The 20782-nt window shown below is 70.6% G+C and carries 15 protein-coding genes and 1 tRNA gene; 2 read left to right on the top strand and 14 right to left on the bottom strand.

The genetic code is table 11. The features are described from left to right. The first annotated feature begins 13 nt into the window (after nt 1-13). On the top strand, nt 14-625 hold the full coding sequence (locus ACFVSL_RS11370; RefSeq protein ID WP_386941059.1) for a DUF4126 domain-containing protein: 612 nt from the start codon (nt 14-16) through the stop codon (nt 623-625). A gap of 54 nt (nt 626-679) precedes the next feature. Here ACFVSL_RS11370 and rpsA read toward each other — a convergent pair whose 3' ends face one another. From rpsA to ACFVSL_RS11350, 4 genes are all read right to left on the bottom strand, one after another. Beyond that, complete coding sequence (rpsA, locus tag ACFVSL_RS11365) at nt 680-2131, bottom strand: 30S ribosomal protein S1 (protein WP_386941058.1); 1452 nt, start codon at nt 2129-2131, stop codon at nt 680-682. Nucleotides 2132-2309: 178 nt separating this feature from the next. After that, on the bottom strand, nt 2310-3983 hold the full coding sequence (locus ACFVSL_RS11360; RefSeq protein ID WP_386941057.1) for a DUF885 domain-containing protein: 1674 nt from the start codon (nt 3981-3983) through the stop codon (nt 2310-2312). A 53-nt stretch (nt 3984-4036) separates the two neighbouring features. After that, nucleotides 4037-6733 carry a DNA polymerase I gene (gene polA / locus ACFVSL_RS11355; RefSeq protein ID WP_386941056.1) on the bottom strand — a complete coding sequence of 899 codons (2697 nt, stop codon included), beginning with the start codon at nt 6731-6733 and terminating at the stop codon, nt 4037-4039. 118 nt (nt 6734-6851) lie between these two features. Beyond that, the gene (locus tag ACFVSL_RS11350) at nt 6852-7460 is read right to left on the bottom strand and encodes an ANTAR domain-containing response regulator (RefSeq protein ID WP_022888030.1); all 609 of its coding nucleotides are present in this window, start codon (nt 7458-7460) and stop codon (nt 6852-6854) included. A gap of 36 nt (nt 7461-7496) precedes the next feature. Here ACFVSL_RS11350 and ACFVSL_RS11345 point away from each other — a divergent pair. Beyond that, nucleotides 7497-7579: transfer RNA gene (locus ACFVSL_RS11345), tRNA-Leu, on the top strand. A gap of 22 nt (nt 7580-7601) precedes the next feature. Here ACFVSL_RS11345 and ACFVSL_RS11340 read toward each other — a convergent pair. The 10 genes from ACFVSL_RS11340 to ACFVSL_RS11295 form a co-directional block, all read right to left on the bottom strand. Next, nucleotides 7602-7961, bottom strand: a complete 360-nt coding sequence (locus tag ACFVSL_RS11340; RefSeq protein ID WP_386941055.1) for an SRPBCC family protein — start codon at nt 7959-7961, stop codon at nt 7602-7604. A 186-nt stretch (nt 7962-8147) separates the two neighbouring features. Beyond that, nucleotides 8148-9563: a pyruvate kinase gene (gene pyk / locus ACFVSL_RS11335; RefSeq protein WP_386941054.1), complete on the bottom strand. Its 1416-nt coding sequence runs from the start codon at nt 9561-9563 to the stop codon at nt 8148-8150. Nucleotides 9564-9640: 77 nt separating this feature from the next. Then, nucleotides 9641-11098: a glutamate synthase subunit beta gene (locus ACFVSL_RS11330; RefSeq protein WP_386941053.1), complete on the bottom strand. Its 1458-nt coding sequence runs from the start codon at nt 11096-11098 to the stop codon at nt 9641-9643. Nucleotides 11099-11332: 234 nt separating this feature from the next. Beyond that, nucleotides 11333-15856 carry a glutamate synthase large subunit gene (gene gltB / locus ACFVSL_RS11325; RefSeq protein ID WP_386941052.1) on the bottom strand — a complete coding sequence of 1508 codons (4524 nt, stop codon included), beginning with the start codon at nt 15854-15856 and terminating at the stop codon, nt 11333-11335. A gap of 164 nt (nt 15857-16020) precedes the next feature. Then, the gene (gene lgt / locus ACFVSL_RS11320) at nt 16021-17031 is read right to left on the bottom strand and encodes a prolipoprotein diacylglyceryl transferase (RefSeq protein WP_386941051.1); all 1011 of its coding nucleotides are present in this window, start codon (nt 17029-17031) and stop codon (nt 16021-16023) included. A gap of 59 nt (nt 17032-17090) precedes the next feature. Beyond that, a complete protein-coding gene (trpA, locus tag ACFVSL_RS11315; protein WP_386941050.1) occupies nt 17091-17885 on the bottom strand; it encodes a tryptophan synthase subunit alpha in 795 nt (264 codons plus the stop codon). Further along, nucleotides 17882-19090: a tryptophan synthase subunit beta gene (trpB, locus tag ACFVSL_RS11310; protein ID WP_386941049.1), complete on the bottom strand. Its 1209-nt coding sequence runs from the start codon at nt 19088-19090 to the stop codon at nt 17882-17884. Before trpB ends, trpA begins: the two co-directional genes overlap by 4 nt. A 1-nt stretch (nt 19091) precedes the next feature. Continuing rightward, a complete protein-coding gene (gene trpC, locus ACFVSL_RS11305) occupies nt 19092-19862 on the bottom strand; it encodes an indole-3-glycerol phosphate synthase TrpC (protein WP_386941048.1) in 771 nt (256 codons plus the stop codon). Then, nucleotides 19863-20093: a DUF6704 family protein gene (locus ACFVSL_RS11300; RefSeq protein WP_386941047.1), complete on the bottom strand. Its 231-nt coding sequence runs from the start codon at nt 20091-20093 to the stop codon at nt 19863-19865. Between the two features lie 34 nt (nt 20094-20127). Beyond that, nucleotides 20128-20781, bottom strand: coding sequence for a Trp biosynthesis-associated membrane protein (locus tag ACFVSL_RS11295; protein ID WP_386941046.1), 654 nt, complete (start codon nt 20779-20781; stop codon nt 20128-20130). Between the last annotated feature and the right edge of the window lies 1 nt (nt 20782).

The raw sequence follows: 20782 nt of genomic DNA, 5'->3' as shown, positions 1-20782 counted from the left end.
AAGAGGAGGCGGCATGCTCGAACTGCTGACCGGCACCGGGCTCGCCCTCGCGGCCGGCCTGAACGCATGGATCCCCCTCGTGATCCTCGGCGCGCTCGACCGCTTCACCGGCCTCGTCGAACTGCCCGCGGCCTGGGCCTGGCTCGCCAACGAGTGGGTGCTGCTGATCCTGGTGGTACTGCTCGTCGTCGAGTTCGTCGCCGACAAGATCTCCGGCCTCGACTCGGTGAACGACCTCGTGCAGACCGTCGTGCGCCCGACCGCCGGCGGGCTCGCGTTCAGTTCCGGCATCGGCGCCGAGACCGTCGCGGTCACCGATCCCGAGGCGTTCTTCACCTCGTCGCAGTGGGTGCCGCTCGCCGTCGGCGTCGGCCTCGCGCTCCTCGTGCATCTGGGCAAGGCCGCCGCCCGCCCGGTCATCAACACCGCCACGGCCGGCGTCGGCGCGCCCATCGCCAGCGCGGTGGAGGATGCCGGGAGCTTCGCCCTCGCGTTCGCCGCGATCCTCGCCCCCGTGCTCGTGGTGCTCGGCGCCGTCGTGCTCGCGATCGCCGTCGTCCTCCTCGTCCGACGTCGCCGCACGCAGCGCGCGCGCAGCGCGGAGCATCCTTCGCCCGCCCCCTGAAATGCCGGAAGGCCGGCCCCCGAGGGGACCGGCCTTCCGTCTCGCGGAATGCGATCAGTTGTTGCTCGAGAGCTTCTCGCGCAGCGCCGCGAGCGACGCGTCGTCGGCGAGAGTGCCCGAACCGGCCGAGTCGCTCGAGTACGAGGCACCGCCGGCCGAGAACGAGTCGTCGGCAGCCTGGGCGGCGAGCGAAGCAGCAACCTGCTTCTTGTGCGCCTCCCAGCGAGCCTGAGCGGCAGCGTAGTCCTGCTCCCACTTCTCGCGCTGGGCCTCGAAGCCCTCGCGCCACTCGTTGGTCTCGGGGTCGAAGCCCTCGGGGTACTTGTAGTTGCCCTGCTCGTCGTACTCGGTGAGCATGCCGTAGAGCGCCGGGTCGAACTCGGTGCCCTCGGGGTCGACGCCCTCGTTCGCCTGCTTCAGCGAGAGCGAGATGCGGCGACGCTCGAGGTCGATGTCGATGACCTTGACGAAGACCTCTTCGCCGACCGACACGACCTGCTCTGCGAGCTCGACGTGCTTGCCCGACAGCTCGGAGATGTGGACGAGGCCCTCGATGCCGTCGGCGACGCGGACGAACGCACCGAACGGAACGAGCTTCGTGACCTTACCCGGGGCGACCTGGCCGATCGCGTGGGTACGGGCGAAGACCTGCCACGGGTCCTCCTGGGTCGCCTTGAGCGACAGCGAGACGCGCTCGCGGTCGAGCTCGACGGAGAGCACCTCGACGGTGACCTCCTGGCCGACCTCGACGACCTCGCTGGCGTGCTCGATGTGCTTCCACGAGAGCTCGGAGACGTGGACGAGACCGTCGACGCCGCCGAGGTCGACGAACGCACCGAAGTTGACGATCGACGAGATGACGCCCTTGCGGATCTGGCCCGGGTGGAGGTTCGCGAGGAACGTCGAGCGCGACTCGGACTGCGTCTGCTCGAGGAGCGCGCGGCGCGAGAGCACGACGTTGTTGCGGTTCTTGTCGAGCTCGAGGATCTTCGCCTCGATCTCCTGGCCGAGGTACGGCGTGAGGTCGCGCACGCGGCGGAGCTCGATGAGCGACGCCGGGAGGAAGCCGCGGAGGCCGATGTCGACGATCAGGCCGCCCTTGACGACCTCGATGACCGAACCGGTCACGACGCCGTCGGCTTCCTTGATCTTCTCCACGTCGCCCCATGCGCGCTCGTACTGAGCACGCTTCTTCGACAGGATGAGGCGGCCTTCCTTGTCCTCCTTCTGGAGAACGAGGGCCTCGACGGTGTCGCCGACGCCGACGACCTCGCTGGGGTCGACGTCGTGCTTGATCGAAAGCTCGCGCGAGGGGATGACGCCCTCGGTCTTGTAGCCGACGTCGAGGAGGACCTCGTCGCGGTCGATCTTCACGACGGTGCCCTCGATGAGGTCGCCGTCGTTGAAGAACTTCAGAGTCTTCTCGACCGCGGCGAGGAAATCGTCAGCAGATCCGATGTCGTTGATCGCGACCTGCTTGGGCGCCTTGGTCGTTGCGGTTGTCATGTAGTGAATGCTCCGTAAAGGACAATATCGAGCCCATCGCGCGGTAGAGCGTAAGTTGGTTCCGCGATGGGCATGCGGACAGGGATGTCACAAGAGTGACGTTCGATCCTAACGGATTCACGCGGCCCGCGGCAACCGGGCCGCCGGTCCGCGCTCCGCGCCGCTGCGCTGCGGTCGCTCAGCCGAGGAGCGCCGGGCGCAGGGTGTCGAGTCCGACGCCGCCGAGCGCGAGCGCGTCGTGGTGGAAGTCGCGGATGTCGAACGACGCCCGCTCGCGCCGCGCGACCTCGTCGCGGAGCTGCTCCCAGATGCGCTGGCCGACCTTGTAGGACGGCGCCTGCCCGGGCCAGCCGAGGTAGCGGTTCACCTCGAACCGCACGAAGCCCTCGTTCATGTTCACGTTCCGCGAGAGGAACTCGTGGGCGTACTCCCCCGTCCACGCACCCTGGCCGTCGGGGCGCTGCTTGCCGAGGTGAACGCCGATGTCGAGCACGACCCGGGCGGCGCGCATGCGCTGGCCGTCGAGCATCCCGAGGCGGTCGGCGGGGTCGTCGAGGTAGCCGAGGCCCTGCATGAGTCGCTCGGCGTAGAGCGCCCACCCCTCGGCGTGGCCCGAGGTGCCGGCGAGCTGCCGGCGCCAGGTGTTCAGCTGCCCGCGGTTCACGACCGCCTGGCCGATCTGGAGATGGTGCCCCGGAACGCCCTCGTGGTGGACGGTGGTGAGCTCGCGCCACGTGTCGAACTCTGTCACGCCCTCGGGGACCGACCACCACATGCGACCCGGCCGCGAGAAGTCGTCGCTGGGGCCCGTGTAGTAGATGCCGCCCTCCTGCGTGGGCGCGATCATGCACTCCAGGGTGCGGATCTCGTCGGGGATGGCGAACTGGGTTCCCGCGAGCTCCGCCACCGCGCGGTCGCTCGTCTCCTGCATCCAGCCACGGAGCGCGTCGGTGCCGTGGAGCTTGCGCGCGGGGTCGGCGTCGAGGTACGCGATCGCCTCGGCGACGGATGCCCCGGGCACGATCTCGTTCGCGATGGACTCCTGCTCGTCGACCATGCGGGCGAGCTCCTCGATGCCCCACTCGTAGGTCTCGTCGAGGTCGATCACGGCGCCGAGGAAGCGCCGCGACTCGAGGGCGTAGACGTCTCGGCCGACGGCGTCGGCGTCGCCGGCGACGGGTGCGAGCTCGGACTCGAGGAACTCGGCCAGCCGCCCGTAGGCCTCGCTCGCGGTGCCCGCGCCCGACTCGAGGTCGCGCCGGAGCGAGGCGGGGAGCTCGGACTCCCCCGCCCTCGCCTCCGCGGCGAAGGTCGTGAAGAACCCGTCGGCCTTCGCGATGCGGCGCGCCTGGGCGGCGACCTCGCGCACCTGACGGACGGCGGGGACCGTTCCCGCGGCGATGCCGGCACGGAGCGTCTCGACGTAGCCGTCGAGCGCGCCGGGCACGGCACCGAGGCGGGCGGCCACGCGCACCCAGTCGTCGACCTCCGCGGTCGGCATGAGGTCGAACACGTCCCGGATCTCCTGCGCGGGGCTCGCGATCACGTTGAGGTCGCGCAGGTGGAGGCCCGCGTCGTGGCGCTCGAGCGCGAGCGCCAGCTCGGAACCCAGGTCGGCGACCGTGATCCGGTCGACGTCGTCGACGGGCGTCGCCGCGCGCAGCGCCGCAGCGGTCTCGCGGATCGCGGCGATGTGCTGCTCGTGGCCGGCCGGCGAGTAGTCGGCGAGACGGTCGTCGTGGCTCGTGCGGCCGATGTAGGTGCCGATGCCCGGGTCGAGGTCGACGAGGGTGTCGACCCAGCCCTCCGCGATGCGGTCGACGTCGGACGGGGTGCGCTCACTCGATGCCATCCTTCGAACCTAGGACAGCCGGGACACCCCTGTCGACGTCGAGGATCTCTCGATCAGTGCCCCGCGTCCTCCCAGTTCGCACCGCGCCCGACCTGGACGTCGAGCGGGACGAGGAGCTCGGCCGCGTTCGCCATCTTGTCGCGCACGAGCGCCTCGAGCGCCTCGCTCTCACCGCCCGCGACCTCGAAGATGAGCTCGTCGTGCACGGTCATGAGCATGCGGCTCGCGAGCCCCTGTTCGGCGATCTCGCGCTCGACGCTCACCATCGCGATCTTCATGATGTCGGCCGCGGAGCCCTGGATGGGCGAGTTGAGGGCGGCCCGCTCGGCGTTCTCGCGGTGCACGCGGTTGGGGCTGTTCAGGTCGGGGAACGGCCGACGTCGGCCGAAGATCGTCTCGGTGTAGCCGTCGATCTTCGCCTGCTCGACGACGCCGCGCAGGTAGTCGCGCACCGCGCCGAAGCGCTCGAAGTACTCCTTCATGAGCTGCGTCGCCTCGGCGCGGTCGATGCGGAGCTGCTTCGAGAGACCGAACGCGCTGAGCCCGTAGGCGAGTCCGTACGACATCGCCTTCACCTTGGTGCGCATGAGCGGGGTCACGTCGGCGGGGTCGACCGAGAACACGCGGGCGCCGACGAAGCGGTGCAGGTCCTCTCCGGCGTTGAACGCCTCGATGAGCCCCGGGTCGCCCGAGAGATGCGCCATGATCCGCATCTCGATCTGCGAGTAGTCGGCGGTGAGCAGCTCGGCGAAGTCCGCGCCGTGACGGAACGCCTTGCGGATCCGGCGGCCGTCCTCGGTGCGGATCGGGATGTTCTGGAGGTTCGGGTCGTTCGACGACATGCGGCCGGTGGCTGCGCCGATCTGGCCGTACGTCGTGTGGATGCGGCCGTCGGCGGCGATCGACTTGTCGAGCGACTCGACGATCTGGCGCAGCTTCGTCGCGTCGCGGTGCTCGAGGAGGTAGCCGAGGAACGGATGCGGGTTCGACTCCTGCAGGTCGGCCAGCGCGTTCGCATCGGTCGTGTAGCCGGTCTTCGTCGCCCGCGTCTTCGGCATCGCGAGCTGGTCGAACAGCACCTCCTGCAGCTGCTTGGGCGAACCGAGGTTCACCTCGCGGCCGATCTCGGCGAAGGCGAGCTGGGCGAGGCCGGCCGCACGGTCGCCGAGCTCGCCCGACAGCGCCGCGAGCTCGGCGTGGTCGACGGCGACGCCGCGCAGCTGCATCGCGGCGAGCACCGGCACGAGCGGCATCTCGACCTCGGCGAGGAGCTTGCGCGAGGCCTCGGGCAGCGCGCGGAGCACCACAGGGGCGACGCGCAGGGTGAACCAGGCGTACTCGGGAGCACCGGCATCGGTGCCCTCCTCGGGCACGAGCTGCGAGGGATCGGCCTGCGGGACGGTCTCGCCGAGATAGCGCTCGACGAGGTCGGCGAGGGTCTTCTCGGCAAGGATCGGGCGTGCGAGCCAGCCCGCGACGAGCGTGTCGAGCACGAGCCCGTCGATCGCGAGGCCCGAACGCTCGAGCGCTTCGAGCTGCGGCTTCGCGTCGGTCATGATCTTGGGCGAATCGCTCGCGAGCCAGGCCTCGAACGGCGCGTAGTCGCTGCGACCGGCCTGCCACGGCAGGCGCACCGTCTCGGAGGCCGTCGCGATGCCGGCGCCGATGACCGTTCCGTCGACGACCTCCAGGCTCAGCCCCAGACCGGCCGGTTCGGCCGCGACGGCCTTGGCGAGCCACGCCTCGAGCTCTTCGTCGAGCAGCAGCCTCGGCGACGGGATGGGCGGGGCGGCCTGCTCGGGCGCGGCAGCCGCCGCCGGGGCGCTCGCCCCGTTGCCGTTGCCGTTGCCGTTCGTCTCGCCCGCGGCGAGCTTGCGGAGCCGCTCGAACAGCGTGCGGAACTCGAGCCGCTCGAACACGGGGCGGACGGCCTCGATGTCGATCGGCTTCGCCGCGAGCTCGTCGATGCCGAGGTCGAGCTCGACGTCGGTGACCAGCCGGTTGAGACGACGGTTGCGGATCGCGTTCTCGCGCTGGTCGCGCAGGTTCTGCCCCACGACGCCCTTGATCTCGTCGGCGTGCTCGAGGATGCCGTCGAGGTCGCCGTAGAGGCCGAGCCACTTCACCGCGGTCTTCTCGCCGACCTTCGTGATGCCGATGAGGTTGTCGCTCGTCTCGCCGACGAGGGCCGCGATGTCGGGGTACTGCTCGGGGCGCACGCCGTAGCGCTCGAGCACGGCCTCGGTGTCGTAGCGCTTCAGCTGGGACACGCCCTGGGTGTTCGGGTACAGGAGGGTGACGTCGTCGTTCACGAGCTGGATGGTGTCGCGGTCGCCCGACACGAGCAGCACGCGGTAGCCCTCGGCGCTGCCGCGCGCGGCGAGCGTCGCGAGGATGTCGTCGGCCTCGAAGTCCTCCTTCTCGAGGGTGCGCACGCCCATCGCCTTCAGCGCGTCCTGCAGCAGGGGCACCTGGCCCTTGAACTCGACCGGCGTCTCGCCCCGGGTGCCCTTGTACTCGGGGTACTCACGGGTGCGGAACGAGTGCCGAGAGATGTCGAACGCCACCGCGAGGTGCGTGGGCTTCTCGTTCTGCAGCAGCAGGAGCAGCATCGACAGGAAGCCGTGGATGGCGTTCGTGTGCTGCCCGTCGCGGGTGGTGAAGCTGTCGACCGGGAGGGCGTAGAAGGCTCGGAAGGCCAGCGAGTGGCCATCGACGACGAGGAGGGTGGGCTTGTCTGCGTCCGTCACCGCACCAGCCTACAAGCGGCCGCCGACACTCCCCGACGCCCGAGTCGCCCCGAATGCGAACGACGGATGCCTCGACGACACGTGTCGTCGAGGCATCCGTCGTTCGGGGCTCGAAGCCCTACTTCTTGGCGGCGAGCTGCTCGATGATCGCCTGGGAGACGTCCTTCATGGTGAGTCGGCGGTCCATCGACGCCTTCTGGATCCACCGGAACGCCTCGGGCTCGGAGAGGCCCATCTTCTCGTTCAGGAGGCCCTTCGCCCGGTCGACGAGCTTGCGGGTCTCGAAGCGCTCGACGAGGTCGCCGACCTCGGCCTCGAGCGCGATGATCTGGGCGTGCCGGGCCAGTGCGATCTCGATCGCGGGCAGCAGGTCGTTCGGCGTGAACGGCTTCACGACGTAGGCCAGGGCCCCGGCCTCGCTCGCGCGCTCGACGAGCTCCTTCTGGCTGAACGCCGTGAGGAGGACGACCGGGGCGATGTGGCCCTTCGAGAGACGCTCTGCGGCGGAGATGCCGTCGAGCTGGGGCATCTTGACGTCCATGATGACGAGATCGGGTCGGAGCTCGGTCGCGAGCGCCACGGCGGTCTCGCCGTCACCCGCCTCGCCGACGACCTCGAAGCCGTTGTCGCGCAGGATCTCGACGATGTCGAGGCGGATGAGCGACTCATCCTCCGCCACGACCACGCGGCGCGGAGCTGCCGGCTGAGTTGATTCGGTGTCTGTCACGCAGGAAAGCCTACGGTATTCTGGGCGAGGCCTCAGGCCGGTGTGGCGGAATGGCAGACGCGGAGCACTCAAAATGCTTTGCCCGAAAGGGCGTGTGGGTTCGACCCCCACCACCGGCACCGAATCGATCGACTGACCCGGTCACGCCTCGTCCGAGGCGGCGAGGTGCGCGTTCCGCCGCTCGATGAGGCGCCTGAGATACGGCCCGAGCGCTCGCTCCGCGAGCCGGCCGAGCGGGCCGAACGGCGCGGCGAACTCGATGTCGTCGATCATGAGCGTCTCGTCGGCGCGGTCGGACTCGAAGCGGTGCACGTGCCGGAACGACCGGAACGGGCCGCGGACCTGCTCGTCGACGAAGCGCACCGGACGCTCGAGCTCGGTGATGCGGCTCGTCATGCGCCAGCGCACGCCGAAGTGGCGTGCGCGCCACGAGACCTCCTCGCCGAGGCCGATCGCCCCGCTCGTCACGCCCCCGACCGCCCGTTCGTCCGTGTGTGCCATGGAGGCGACGTGCAGGTCGATGGAGAGCGATCGGTCGAACGCCGCCTCACGGGGCATCGCCAGAACCGTTCGGCATTCGAATCGCACGACCACCCCTGCAGTGTCGCAGCTCGTCGACGTCGTGGCGCCGACTGAAACGCCGAAGGAGCCGGCCCGATGCGGGCCGGCTCCTCCAGGACGTGCGAGTCAGAGCACCTCGCCGACGACGTGCACGCGCACGTCGTTCGTGGTGCCCGGGATTCCGGGAGGGGAACCCGAGATGATCACGACCTTCTCGCCGTTGACGGCCTTGCCGGTCTTCGCGAGCGCCTCGTCGACCTGGCCGACCATCTGGTCGGTGTGGGTGACGCGCGAGACGACGAACGACTCGACGCCCCAGTTGAGCGCCATGCGGCGACGGATCGCGGGGTCGGGCGTGAAGGCGAGGATGGGGATCTTCGAGCGCAGGCGCGTCATGCGGCGCACCGTCTCGCCCGACTCGGTGAAGACGCAGAGGTACTTCGCCTCGACGAAGTCGGCGACCTCGACGGCGGCCGCGGTGATCGCGCCCGACTGCGTACGGGGCTTCGTGCCGAGCGGGGCGATGCGGTCGAGGCCGTGCTGCTCGGTCGACTCCACGATGCGGGCCATCGTCTGCACGGTGATGACCGGGTACTCGCCGACGCTCGTCTCGCCCGAGAGCATGACCGCGTCGGCGCCGTCGAGCACCGCGTTCGCGACGTCGGAGGTCTCGGCGCGCGTCGGGACGGGGCTGTGGATCATCGACTCGAGCATCTGCGTCGCGACGATGACGGGCTTGGCGAGACGGCGGGCGATCTCGACCGCGCGCTTCTGCACGATCGGCACGGCCTCGAGCGGCAGCTCGACGCCGAGGTCGCCGCGGGCGACCATGACGGCGTCGAAGGCCTCGGTGATCTCCTCGAGCGCGTCGACGGCCTGCGGCTTCTCGACCTTGGCGACGACCGGCACGCGGCGGCCGACCTCGTCCATGATCTCGTGCACGCGGGTGATGTCGGCCGCGTTCCGCACGAACGAGAGCGCGATGAGGTCGGCGCCGAGCTCGAGGCCCCAGCGGAGGTCGGCCTCGTCCTTCTCGGAGAGCGCGGGCACGTTGACCGCGACCCCGGGCAGGTTGATGCCCTTGTTGTTCGAGACGGGGCCGGCGACGACGACCCTGGTCGTGACGACCGTGCCGTCGGTCTCGACGACCTCGACGCGCACCTTGCCGTCGTCGATGAGGAGGAAGTCGCCCGGCTTGACGTCCTGCGGGAGGCCCTTGAAGGTCGTGCCGACGATCTCCTTCGTGCCGAGGATGTCCTCGGTGGTGATCTTGAAGATGTCGCCCTCGGCGAGCTCGTGGGGGCCGTCGGCGAACTTGCCGAGGCGGATCTTCGGCCCCTGCAGGTCGACGAGCACGGCGACCGCGCGACCCGAGTCGCTCGCGGCCTTCCGGACGTTCTGGTAGACGCCCTCGTGGACGTCGTAGGTGCCGTGGCTGAGGTTCATGCGGGCGACGTCGACGCCCGCATCGATGATCGCCCGGATCTGCTCGTAGCTCGACGTCGCCGGCCCGAGGGTGGCGACGATCTTCGCTCGTCTCATGTGTTCTGTGCTCCCGGTGTTCCGCGCCGAAGCGCTGGTGTTGGTACGAAAGACGCGCCGCCGACGGCGCGCCGGGTTCAGATGGCGAACGCGCGCGCGTTCGCCGGGATCGGGCTCGGCAGCGAGGTCTCGCCTTCAAGGTACCGGTCGACGGCCGCGGCCGCAGCCCGGCCCTCCGCGATCGCCCAGACGATGAGCGACTGACCGCGCCCGGCGTCGCCGGCGACGAACACGCCGGGCTGCGCGGTCGCGTACGCCGCGTCGCGGTCGAGGTTGCCGCGGTCGGTGACCGTCAGCGCGAGCTGCTCGTCGAGCTCACGGCTCTCGGGCCCGGTGAAGCCGAGCGCCAGCAGCACGAGGTCGGCCGGGATCTCGCGCTCGGTGCCGGCCTTCGGCACGCGTCGCCCGTCGAGGTACTCGGTCTCGGCGACCCGGATGGCCCGGAGCTCGCCCGAGTCGTTCGCGACGAACTCGACCGTCGAGACGAGGTACTCGCGGTGCCCGCCCTCCTCGTGCGCGCTCTGCACCTCGAACACGGTCGGGTGCATCGGCCACGGCTGGTGCTCGGGGCGCGACTCCCCCGGCTGCTTGCCGATCGCGAGGTTCGTCACCGACAGCGCGCCCTGGCGGTGCGCGGTACCGATGCAGTCGGCCCCGGTGTCGCCGCCGCCGAGGACGACGACGTGCTTGCCCTCGGCCGAGATCTGGTCGAAGACCTCGTCGCCCGCGACGTGGCGGTTCGACTGCACGAGGTACTCCATCGCGAAGTGCACGCCGGGCAGGTCGCGCCCGGGGATCGGCAGGTCGCGCGGCACCATCGCGCCGGTCGCGACCACGACGGCGTCGTAGCGCTCGCGCAGCTGGTCCCAGGTGATGTCGACGCCGATGTTCATGCCGGCCCGGAACCGCGTGCCCTCGGCCGTCATCTGCGCGAGGCGCTGCTCGAGGTGCTTCTTCTCCATCTTGAAGTCGGGGATGCCGTAGCGCAGCAGGCCGCCGATGCGGTCGTCGCGCTCGAACACCGCGACCGTGTGGCCGGCGCGGGTGAGCTGCTGCGCCGCCGCGAGGCCGGCGGGCCCCGAGCCGACCACGGCGACCGTCTTGCCGGTCAGGCGCCCGGGCGGCTGCGGCTGCACCCATCCGCTGCCGAACGCCTGGTCGATGATCGAGACCTCGACCTGCTTGATCGTGACCGCCGGCTGGTTGATGCCGAGCACGCACGCCGATTCGCACGGCGCCGGGCACAGACGCCCCGTGAACTCGGGGAAGTTGTTCGTCGCGTGCAGGCGCTCGACCGCCGCGCGGCCCTCGCCCCGGTACATGAGGTCGTTCCACTCGGGGATGAGGTTGCCGAGCGGGCAGCCCTGGTGGCAGAACGGGATGCCGCAGTCCATGCAACGGCCGGCCTGCCTGCGCAGCTGCGCGGGGTCGCCCTGCTCGTAGACCTCCTTGAAGTCCATGATCCGGACCGGCACGGGCCGCCGCTTCGGCAGCTCGCGCTCGGTGACCTTCAGAAAGCCCTTGGGGTCAGCCATTCGTCACCTCCATGATGTTCGTCGATACTGCGCGAGACCAGACCCTCGTCCTCTCAGCCATGGTGACCTCCAGGACGTTCGTCGATACTGCGCGACACCAGACCCTCGTCCTCTCAGCCATGGTGACCTCCAGGACGTTCGTCGATACTGCGCGACACCAGACCCTCGTCCTCTCAGCCATTGGTGACCTCCAGGACGTTCGTCGATACTGCGCGACACCAGACCCTCGTCCTCTCAGCCATTGGTGACCTCCAGGATGCGAGACCAGACGACGTCGCCGTCGGGGTCGAGCCCCTCGTCGACCGCGCTCTGGCGGGTACGGAGCACGGCCGCGTAGTCGCGCGGCAGCACCTTGGTGAAGCGGTCGAGCCCGGCGTCGCCGTCGGCGAGCAGTGCGGCGGCGACCGCGGAGTCGGTCTCGGCGACGTGCTGCTCGAGCAGGTCGCGGACGATCTCGCGGTCGGCGCTGCCGAGCGGGAGGAGCTCGAGCTCGCCGCTCGTGAGCGACTCGCGGTTGACCCGCTCCTCGCGGAGGCCGAGCACGTACGCGGTGCCGCCCGACATGCCGGCGCCCAGGTTGCGACCGGTCTCGCCGAGGATCACCGCGAGGCCGCCAGTCATGTACTCGAGGGCGTGGTCGCCGACGCCCTCGACGACGGCGGTGGCACCGGAGTTGCGCACCAGGAAGCGCTCGCCCACGATGCCGCGGATGAACATGCTGCCCCGGGTGGCGCCGTAGCCGATGACGTTGCCGGCGATGACGTTGCGCTCGGCGACGAAGCCGCTGTCGCGCGACGGCCGGACGACGATGCGCCCGCCCGAGAGCCCCTTGCCGACGTAGTCGTTCGAGTCGCCCTCGAGCCGCAGCGTGATGCCGCTCGGCATGAAGGCGCCGAGCGACTGGCCGGCCGAGCCCGTGAGGGTCACGTCGATCGAGCCGGCCGGGAGGCCCTGTTCGCCGTGGCGGACGGTGACCTCGTGGCCGAGCATGGTGCCGACGGCGCGCTCGGTGTTCTTGATCGGCAGCGCGATCTCGATCGCCCCACCCTCGTCGAGCACGATTCCGCTGCGACGGATGAGCTCGTTGTCGAAGTGCTCGTCGAGCTCGTGGTCCTGCTCGCGGGCGTTGCGGCGCGGCTCGGACTCCGAGAAGTCGGGGCCGACGAGCACCGGGGTCAGGTCGAGGCCCGAGGCCTTCCAGTGGTCGAGCGCGCGGTCGACGTCGAGCAGCTCGCGGCGGCCGATGATCTCGTCGAGCGAGCGGTAGCCGAGCTCGGCGAGGTACTCGCGCACCTCCTGGGCGATGAACTCGAAGAAGTTCACGACGAACTCGGGCTTGCCCGTGAAGCGCTTGCGCAGCTCGGGGTTCTGCGTCGCCACGCCCACCGGGCAGGTGTCGAGGTGGCAGACGCGCATCATGACGCAGCCCTCGACGACGAGCGGCGCGGTCGCGAAGCCGAACTCCTCGGCCCCGAGCAGCGCACCGATGACCACGTCGCGGCCGGTCTTCAGCTGCCCGTCGACCTGCACCACGACGCGGTCGCGCATGCCGTTCAGCATGAGCGTCTGCTGCGTCTCGGCGAGACCGAGCTCCCACGGGGTGCCCGCGTGCTTCAGCGAGTTCAACGGGCTGGCGCCCGTGCCGCCGTCGTGCCCCGAGACGAGGATCACGTCGGAGAGCGCCTTCGCGACGCCCGCGGCGACCGCGCCGATGCCCGACTGGCTGACGAGCTTCACGTGGATGCGCGCCTTCGGGTTCGCCCGCTTGAGGTCGAAGATCAGCTGCTTGAGGTCTTCGATGGAGTAGATGTCGTGGTGCGGCGGCGGCGAGATGAGGCCGACGCCCGCGGTCGCGTGACGGGTGCGCGCGACCCACGGGTACACCTTGGTCGGCGGCAGCTGGCCGCCCTCGCCGGGCTTGGCGCCCTGCGCGAGCTTGATCTGGATGTCGTCGGCGTGCGTCAGGTACATGCTCGTCACGCCGAAGCGGCCCGACGCGACCTGCTTGATCGCACTGCGGCGCTCGGGGTCGAGGAGCCGATCGAGGTCCTCGCCGCCCTCGCCGGTGTTCGACTTCGCGCCGAGCCGGTTCATGGCGATCGCGAGGGTCTCGTGCGCCTCCTTCGAGATCGAGCCGTAGCTCATCGCGCCGGTCGAGAAGCGCTTTACGATGGAGGCGACCGACTCGACCTCGTCGATCGGCACCGCCGGCCGGGTTCCCGTGCGCAGCGCGAACATGCCGCGGAGCGTCGCGAGCTCCTCGGCCTGCGAGTCGACGAGCGAGGTGTACTCGCGGAACACGTCGTAGCGGCGGTTGCGCGTCGAGTGCTGGAGGCGGAACACCGTCTCGGGGTTGAACAGGTGCGGCGAGCCGTCGCGGCGCCACTGGTACTCGCCGCCGGTCGCGAGACGCTCGTGCGCGCGCACCGCCGCGTCCTGCGGGTAGGCCCTGGAGTGCCGGTCGAGGTTCTCGGCCGCGATCACGTCGAGGCCCACGCCGCCGAGCTTCGACGTCGTGCCGGTGAAGTACTCCTCGATGAACTCCTGCGAGAGGCCGACGGCCTCGAAGGCCTGGGCCCCTGCGTACGACGAGATCGTCGAGACGCCCATCTTCGACATGATCTTGAGGACGCCCTTGCCGAGCGCCTTGATCACGTTGTGGACCGCGTCCTCGGGGGTGATCCCGCTGATGACGCCGGCGCGCACCAGGTCCTCGCAGCTCTCCATCGCGAGGTAGGGGTTGACCGCGGAGGCGCCGTAGCCGACGAGCAGGGCGATGTGGTGCACCTCGCGCACGTCGCCGGCCTCGACGACGAGTCCGACCTTCATGCGGTTCTCGGAACGGATGAGGTGGTGATGCACCGCCGAGAGCATGAGCAGCGACGGGATCGGCGCCAGGTCCTTGTTGGAGTCGCGGTCGGAGAGCACGATGAACTTCGCACCCTGCTCGATCGCCTCGTCGACCTCGCCGCACATCGCGGCGATGCGGTCGCGGAGCGCGTCGGGGCCCTCGTCGAAGCGGTAGAGGCCGCGGATGGTCACCGTCGTGCGCCGGCCCGGCATGGGGTCGATGTGCACGATCTTCGCGAGCTCGTCGTTGTCGATCACCGGGAAGGTGAGCGAGACCTGGCGCGCGTGCTCGGGACCCGCGTCGAGCAGGTTGCGCTCGGGCCCGAGCGAGGTGCCGAGCGAGGTGACGACCGCCTCGCGGATCGAGTCGAGCGGCGGGTTCGTGACCTGCGCGAACTGCTGCGTGAAGTAGTCGAAGAGGAGGCGCGGGCGCTTCGACAGCACGGCGATCGGGGTGTCGGAGCCCATGGCGCCGAGCGGTTCCTGCCCGGTGCGCGCCATCGGCGCGAGCAGGATCTTCACCTCCTCCTCCGTGTAGCCGAAGGTGCGCTGGCGGCGGTTGACCGAGGCAGGCGGGTGCACGATGTGCTCGCGCTCGGGCAGGTCGGCGAGCCGGATCCGGCCCTCCTCGAGCCACTCGCCCCACGGCGCGGACGACTCGAGCTGCGACTTGATCTCGTCGTCCTCGATGAGGCGGCCCGCCTCGGTGTCGACGAGGAACATGCGGCCCGGCTGGAGCCGGCCCTTGCGGACGATGCGCGACTGCTCGAGGTCGAGCACGCCGATCTCGCTCGCGAGCACGACGAGCCCGTCGTCGGTGACGACGTACCGCCCGGGGCGGAGGCCGTTGCGGTCGAGCGTCGCGCCGACGAGCGACCCGTCGGTGAAGACGATCGCCGCGGGGCCGTCCCACGGCTCCATGAGCATCGAGTGGTACTCGTAGAACGCACGTCGCTCGGGGCTCAGCTCGGCCTGGTTCTCCCAGGCCTCGGGCACCATCATCATGATGGCGTGCGGAAGGCTGCGGCCCGCGAGCGTGAGCAGCTCGACGACCTCGTCGAAGGAGGCCGAGTCGCTCGCGCCGGGCGTCACGATCGGGAGGATCGGGCCGAGGTCGCCGAGCAGCTCGGACTCGAGCTGGGACTGGCGAGCCCGCATCCAGTTGCGGTTGCCCTGGATCGTGTTGATCTCGCCGTTGTGCGCGATCATGCGGAACGGCTGGGCGAGCGGCCACGACGGGAAGGTGTTCGTCGAGTACCGGGAGTGCACGAGCGCGAGCTTCGAGGCGAAGCGCTCGTCGGAGAGGTCGGGGTAGAAGGGCTCGAGCTGGAGCGTCGTGACCATGCCCTTGTACACCATCGTGCGGCACGACAGCGAGGCGAAGTACAGCTCGAGCTCGCGCTCGGCCCGCTTGCGGAAGCGGAAGGCCAGCCGGTCGAGGGCGATGCCGTCGAGCCGCGCACCGGTCGAGGTCGTCGCGCTCGACTGCAGGAAGAGCTGCTGCACGGCCGGCATGGCGGCGCGCGCGAGCGTGCCGAGCTCGTCGGGCCGGACGGGCACCTCCCGCCAGCCGAGCACCTCGAGGCCCTCGGATGCCGCGAGCTCGCCGAGCTGGCGCTTCACCGAGCTGCGCGTGGTCGGGTCGACCGGCAGGAAGGCGTTGCCCACGATGTAGGACCCGGCCGCCGGCAGCGGGAAGTGCGCCACCGCGCGGAGGAACTCGTCGGGGATCTGGGTCACGATGCCCGCGCCGTCGCCCGTGCCCGCGTCGGAGCCGACGGCCCCGCGGTGCTCGAGATGGCGCAGGGCGTCGAGCGCCGCGGTGATGATGTCGTGCCCCGCCGTGCCGCGGAGCGTGGCGACCATCGCCAGTCCGCAGGCGTCTTTCTCGTCGGCGGGGTCGTACATGCCTTGCGCGGCCGGGAATGATCCGAACCGCGAGAAGGGTTGGCTGAGCGACACAGGGACCGTCCTCATCAACTAGTGGGAAGCGGGGACGCCATCGGCCCTACACGGGGATGTCCGACGCATGGTGCGGCGCCGGTTCGGAGAACGTGATGTGGGGCGGCTGCCTAAGAGGAGGAACGGCTCGGGCTTGTGGCCGCCGTCTCGCCCAGGGATTCGTTCTCGCCCTCGACGCCGTCGTCGAGAGAGTCTGAGTCGGACTCGATTTCGTCTGAGTCTACCTCAGCGTCGGGGCCCTTCCATTCACGTCCGGGCACGTACGGGCTCGGCTCGGTTCCGGTGTGCCGGCGGCGCTGCACGAGGAGGATGACGATGCCGAGGACGACGGCGGCGAACGACGCCCAGACGTTCACGCGGATGCCGAGGAACATCTCGCTCGGGTCGACGCGGATCGACTCGAAGAAGGAGCGGCCGAGGCCGTACCAGATCAGGTAGACGGCGAAGGCCTTGCCCCAGCGCAGGTTGACGCGGCGCTCGAGGAGCACGATCAGGGCCGCACCCGCGAGGTTCCAGACGAGCTCGTAGAGGAAGGTCGGGTGGAAGAGCGTGCCCTCGGCGAGACCCTGCGGCCACGCCACGTTGTCGTACTCGATCTCGAGGCCCCACGGCAGGTCGGTGGGGGCGCCGAACAGCTCGTGGTTGAACCAGTTGCCGAGCCGGCCGATCGCCTGCGCGACGAGGAGTCCGGGCGCGAGCGCGTCGGCGAAGGAGAGGAACCGGATGCCGGTGAACCGGCAGCCGATGAGCACACCGATCGCGCCGCCGATGAGGGCGCCGTAGATCGCGTTGCCGCCCTCCCAGATGTTCCAGATGGCGCCGGGCTGGAACGGGTTCCAGACGTTCGCGCCCTCGTAGAAGTAGTCGTCGGGGTGCGTCAGCACGTGGTAGAGGCGCGCGCCGATGATGCCGAGCGGCACTGCCCACAGCGCGATGTCGAGCACGATGCCGGGCTCTGCGCCCCGCTTGGTCAGGCGGCGCGAGGTGATCACGACGGCGAGGATGATGCCGACGAGGATGCAGAGCGCGTAGGTGTTGATGTTGAGCTGCAACCCGAACAGGTTGATCTCCCAGGCCTGCCACTCGTAGTCGGGACTCGGAATGCTGAGCGGTGCAATCACTCGGGCTGCTGCCTTTCCTCGGGAGAAACGTCGGCCGCGTGGGCCTCAGTCAGCGTACTTCACTCGGCGCGCGTGCCGCGCGCGAGCTCGGCTGCGAGCTCGCCCGCCGCCCGGACCCCGCCGTCGGCGAGGGCCTTCACGAGCGCCGACCCCACGATCGCGCCCTCGGCGTACCCGAGCACCTCGCGCACCTGCGCGGCCGTCGAGATGCCGAGCCCGACGCAGCTCGCCGGGGCACCGGCCTCCTGGAGGCGGGCCACGAGCATGCGGGCGGCGTCGTCGACGTCGCTGCGCGCGCCCGTGATGCCCATGGTCGACACGGCGTAGACGAAGCCGCGGCTCGCCTCGACGGCCTGCGCGATGCGCGCGTCGCTCGAGGTCGGAGCGGCGAGGAAGACCCGGTCGAGCCCGGCCCGCTCGGACGCGGCGATCCACTCGGCGCCCTCGTCGGGGATGAGGTCGGGGGTGATGAGCCCCGCTCCCCCCGCGGCGGCGAGGTCGTCGGCGAAGCGCTCGACGCCGTACTGCACCACGGGGTTCCAGTAGGTCATGATCAGCACCGGGGCGTCCACCCGCTCGGTGACGCGGCGCACCGCCTCGAAGCCGTCGGCGAGGCGGAAGCCGTTCGCGAGCGCCTGCTGCGTGGCGGCCTGGATGACCGGGCCGTCCATGACGGGGTCGGAGTACGGCAGCCCGAGCTCGAGCACGTCGACGCCGTTCTCGACGAGCGCGACGGCGGCCTCGACGCTCTCGTCGAGCGTCGGGAACCCGACGGGCAGGTAGCCGATGAGCGCCCCGGATGCCTCGGCGTTGCGCCCCGCGATGACCGGGCCGACCGTGTTGCGAGCGGTCATGCGCCGGCCTCCTCGTCGTACAGCTCGAAGTACCGGGCTGCGGTGTCCATGTCCTTGTCGCCGCGCCCCGAGAGGTTCACGAGGATCGTGGCGTCGGGGCCGAGCTCGCGGCCGAGCTCGAGCGTGCCCGCGAGTGCGTGCGACGACTCGATGGCCGGGATGATGCCCTCGGTGCGGGTGAGCAGGCGCAGCGCCTGCATGGCGGCGTCATCGGTGACCGGGCGGTACTGCGCCCGCCCGATCGCGGAGAGCCACGAGTGCTCGGGGCCGACGCCCGGGTAGTCGAGCCCGGCCGAGATCGAGTGCGACTCGATCGTCTGGCCGTCGTCGTCCTGCAGCATGTAGCTGCGGGCGCCGTGGAGCACGCCGGGGCGGCCCTTCGTGATGGTCGCCGCGTGCCGAGGCGTGTCGACGCCCTCGCCGCCGGCCTCGAATCCGTAGAGGCCGACGCCCTCGTCGTCGAGGAAGGCGTGGAAGATGCCGATCGCGTTCGATCCGCCGCCGACGCACGCCGTCACGGCCGTCGGCAGCGCGCCGGTGAGGTCGAGCACCTGCTGGCGCGCCTCTTCGCCGATGATCTTCTGGAAGTCGCGCACCATCTCGGGGAACGGGTGCGGACCGGCGACCGTGCCGAAGATGTAGTTGGTCGTCGCGACGTTCGTGACCCAGTCGCGCATGGCCTCGTTGATCGCGTCCTTGAGGGTGCGCGAGCCGGCCGTGACGGCGATGACCTCGGCGCCGAGCAGCCGCATGCGCGCCACGTTCAGCGCCTGCCGCTCGGTGTCGACCTCGCCCATGTAGATCGTGCAGTCGAGGCCGAAGAGCGCCGCCGCCGTCGCGGTCGCCACGCCGTGCTGGCCCGCGCCCGTCTCGGCGATGACGCGCTGCTTGCCGATGCGCTTCGTGAGCAGCGCCTGGCCGAGCACGTTGTTGATCTTGTGCGACCCCGTGTGGTTCAGGTCTTCGCGCTTCAGGATGACCCGGGCGCCGCCCGCGTGCTTCGCGAAGCGCGGCACCTCGGTGATGATCGACGGACGGCCGGTGTAGCTGCGACCGAGCTCGGCGAGCTCGGCGCCGAACGCCGGGTCGAGCTTCGCGAGGTCGTACGCCTCACCGAGCTCGTCGAGGGCGGCGACGAGGGATTCGGGCACGAAGCGCCCGCCGAAGTCGCCGAAGTACGGACCGGTCTGCGCGCGAAGCGCCATGTCACACCGCCAGGAAAGCTGAGAGGTTGGCAATCGGGTCGCCCGTGACGAGGGCCTCGCCGACGAGCACGACGTCGGCACCCGACGCCCGGTAGTGCGCGACGTCGGCGGGCGAGAGCACCGCCGACTCGGCCACCCTGATCGCACCCTCGGGGAAGCGATCGGCGAGGCGGCCGAAGAGGTCGCGGTCGAGCTCGAAGCTCGAGAGGTCGCGGGCGTTCACGCCGATCAGGCGTGCGCCGAGCGCGGCCGCCCGATCGAGCTCCTCGGCCGAGTGCGTCTCGACGAGCGGCGTCATGCCGAGCGAGACGATGAGGTCGAAGAGCTCGCGGAGCGTCGCGTCGTCGAGCGCGGCGACGATGAGGAGCACGAGGTCGGCTCCGGCGGCACGCGCCTCGAAGACCTGGTACGGCGTCGCGATGAAGTCCTTGCGCAGCACCGGCAGCGCGACCGCGGCGCGCACGGACTCGAGGTCGGCGAGCGAGCCGCCGAACTTGCGGCCCTCGGTGAGCACGCTGATCGCGCTCGCGCCGCCGAGCTCGTAGCTGCGGGCGAGCGCCGCCGGATCGGCGATCGTCGCGAGCGAGCCGCGCGAGGGGCTCGAGCGCTTGATCTCGGCGATCACCTTGACGTGCGCGGCTGGGCGCAGCGCCTCGAGCGCATCGAGCGCGGCGGGGCGGGCGAGCGCCGCGGCCTCGACCTCGGCGAGCGGGCGGCTCTCACGGCGTGCGACCGCATCGGCGACCGCGTTCGCCGTCAGTTCGGCCAGCACCTAGTGCGCCTTTTCAGCGACCTTCGAGCCGCCGACGCCGTAGCCGGCACGGGCGAGCACCCAGCCGACGAGCAGGCCGACGACGAGGAGACCGGCCGACGCCCAGACGAGCCACTGCGCATCGAAGAAGAAGGCGACCGTGCCGATCACGAACGCGACGAGCATGATGGTGACGGCGGTCCACGCCGCGGGCGAGTGTCCGTGGCCGGGGTCTGCGGTCTCGATGCTCATGTTGCTCCTTCGTGCGGGGGTATCGCCCGCAAGTCTAGCGGTTCGGTTCGGGGTGGTTCGTGTCATCGGTCGGGTCGTCGCCGCGGCTCAGCTCGTCCCAGTCGTCGATCGCGCGGTCGGACGCCGCACGCTCGGGCGCGTCGGCGTTGCCGCCGGGGGCGGTGCCGTTGCCGCCGGCGGGCTCCAGGCCGCTGCGGTACCGGCGGGTCGAGGCGGGCCAGCGCGTGCCCGTGACGAGCACGACGAGGCCCGCCGCGACGACGAGGACGCCGGCGACGATCGCGACGATCGGCCAGGCGGTCGCGACCGCGGTGCCGACGAGCTCGGCCGTGGGCTCGCGGCCGGCGACGCCGGTCGCCTCGGTCACCGAGGGCGACACCGCGCCGACGGGGTCGCCGAGCGAGAGGGACGCGGCGAGCACGAGGCATCCGCCGAGCACCACCTCGAGCAGGCCGAGGACGACCCTGATGCCCGGGCCGGCCAGTGCGAGCGCCGCGGCGAGGGCGAGCCCGGCGAGCGAGAGCGCGGCGATCGCCGGCGAGGCGACGCTGCCCGGCACCGCGATCACCTCGGCGGTGACGTGCGCGCCCGCCCCGCTCGCGAGGACGAGCTCGAACCAGGTCTGGCTCCAGGCGAGCAGCCCGAGCCCCGCGCCGACGATCGTGAGGACGATGGCTGGCAGCTTCATG

Source organism: Agromyces sp. NPDC058064 (assembly GCF_042885275.1).
Lineage (GTDB): Bacteria > Actinomycetota > Actinomycetes > Actinomycetales > Microbacteriaceae > Agromyces.
The sequence above is the reverse complement of the archived record's forward strand: the minus strand, read 5'-3'. Positions and strand labels throughout refer to the sequence as shown.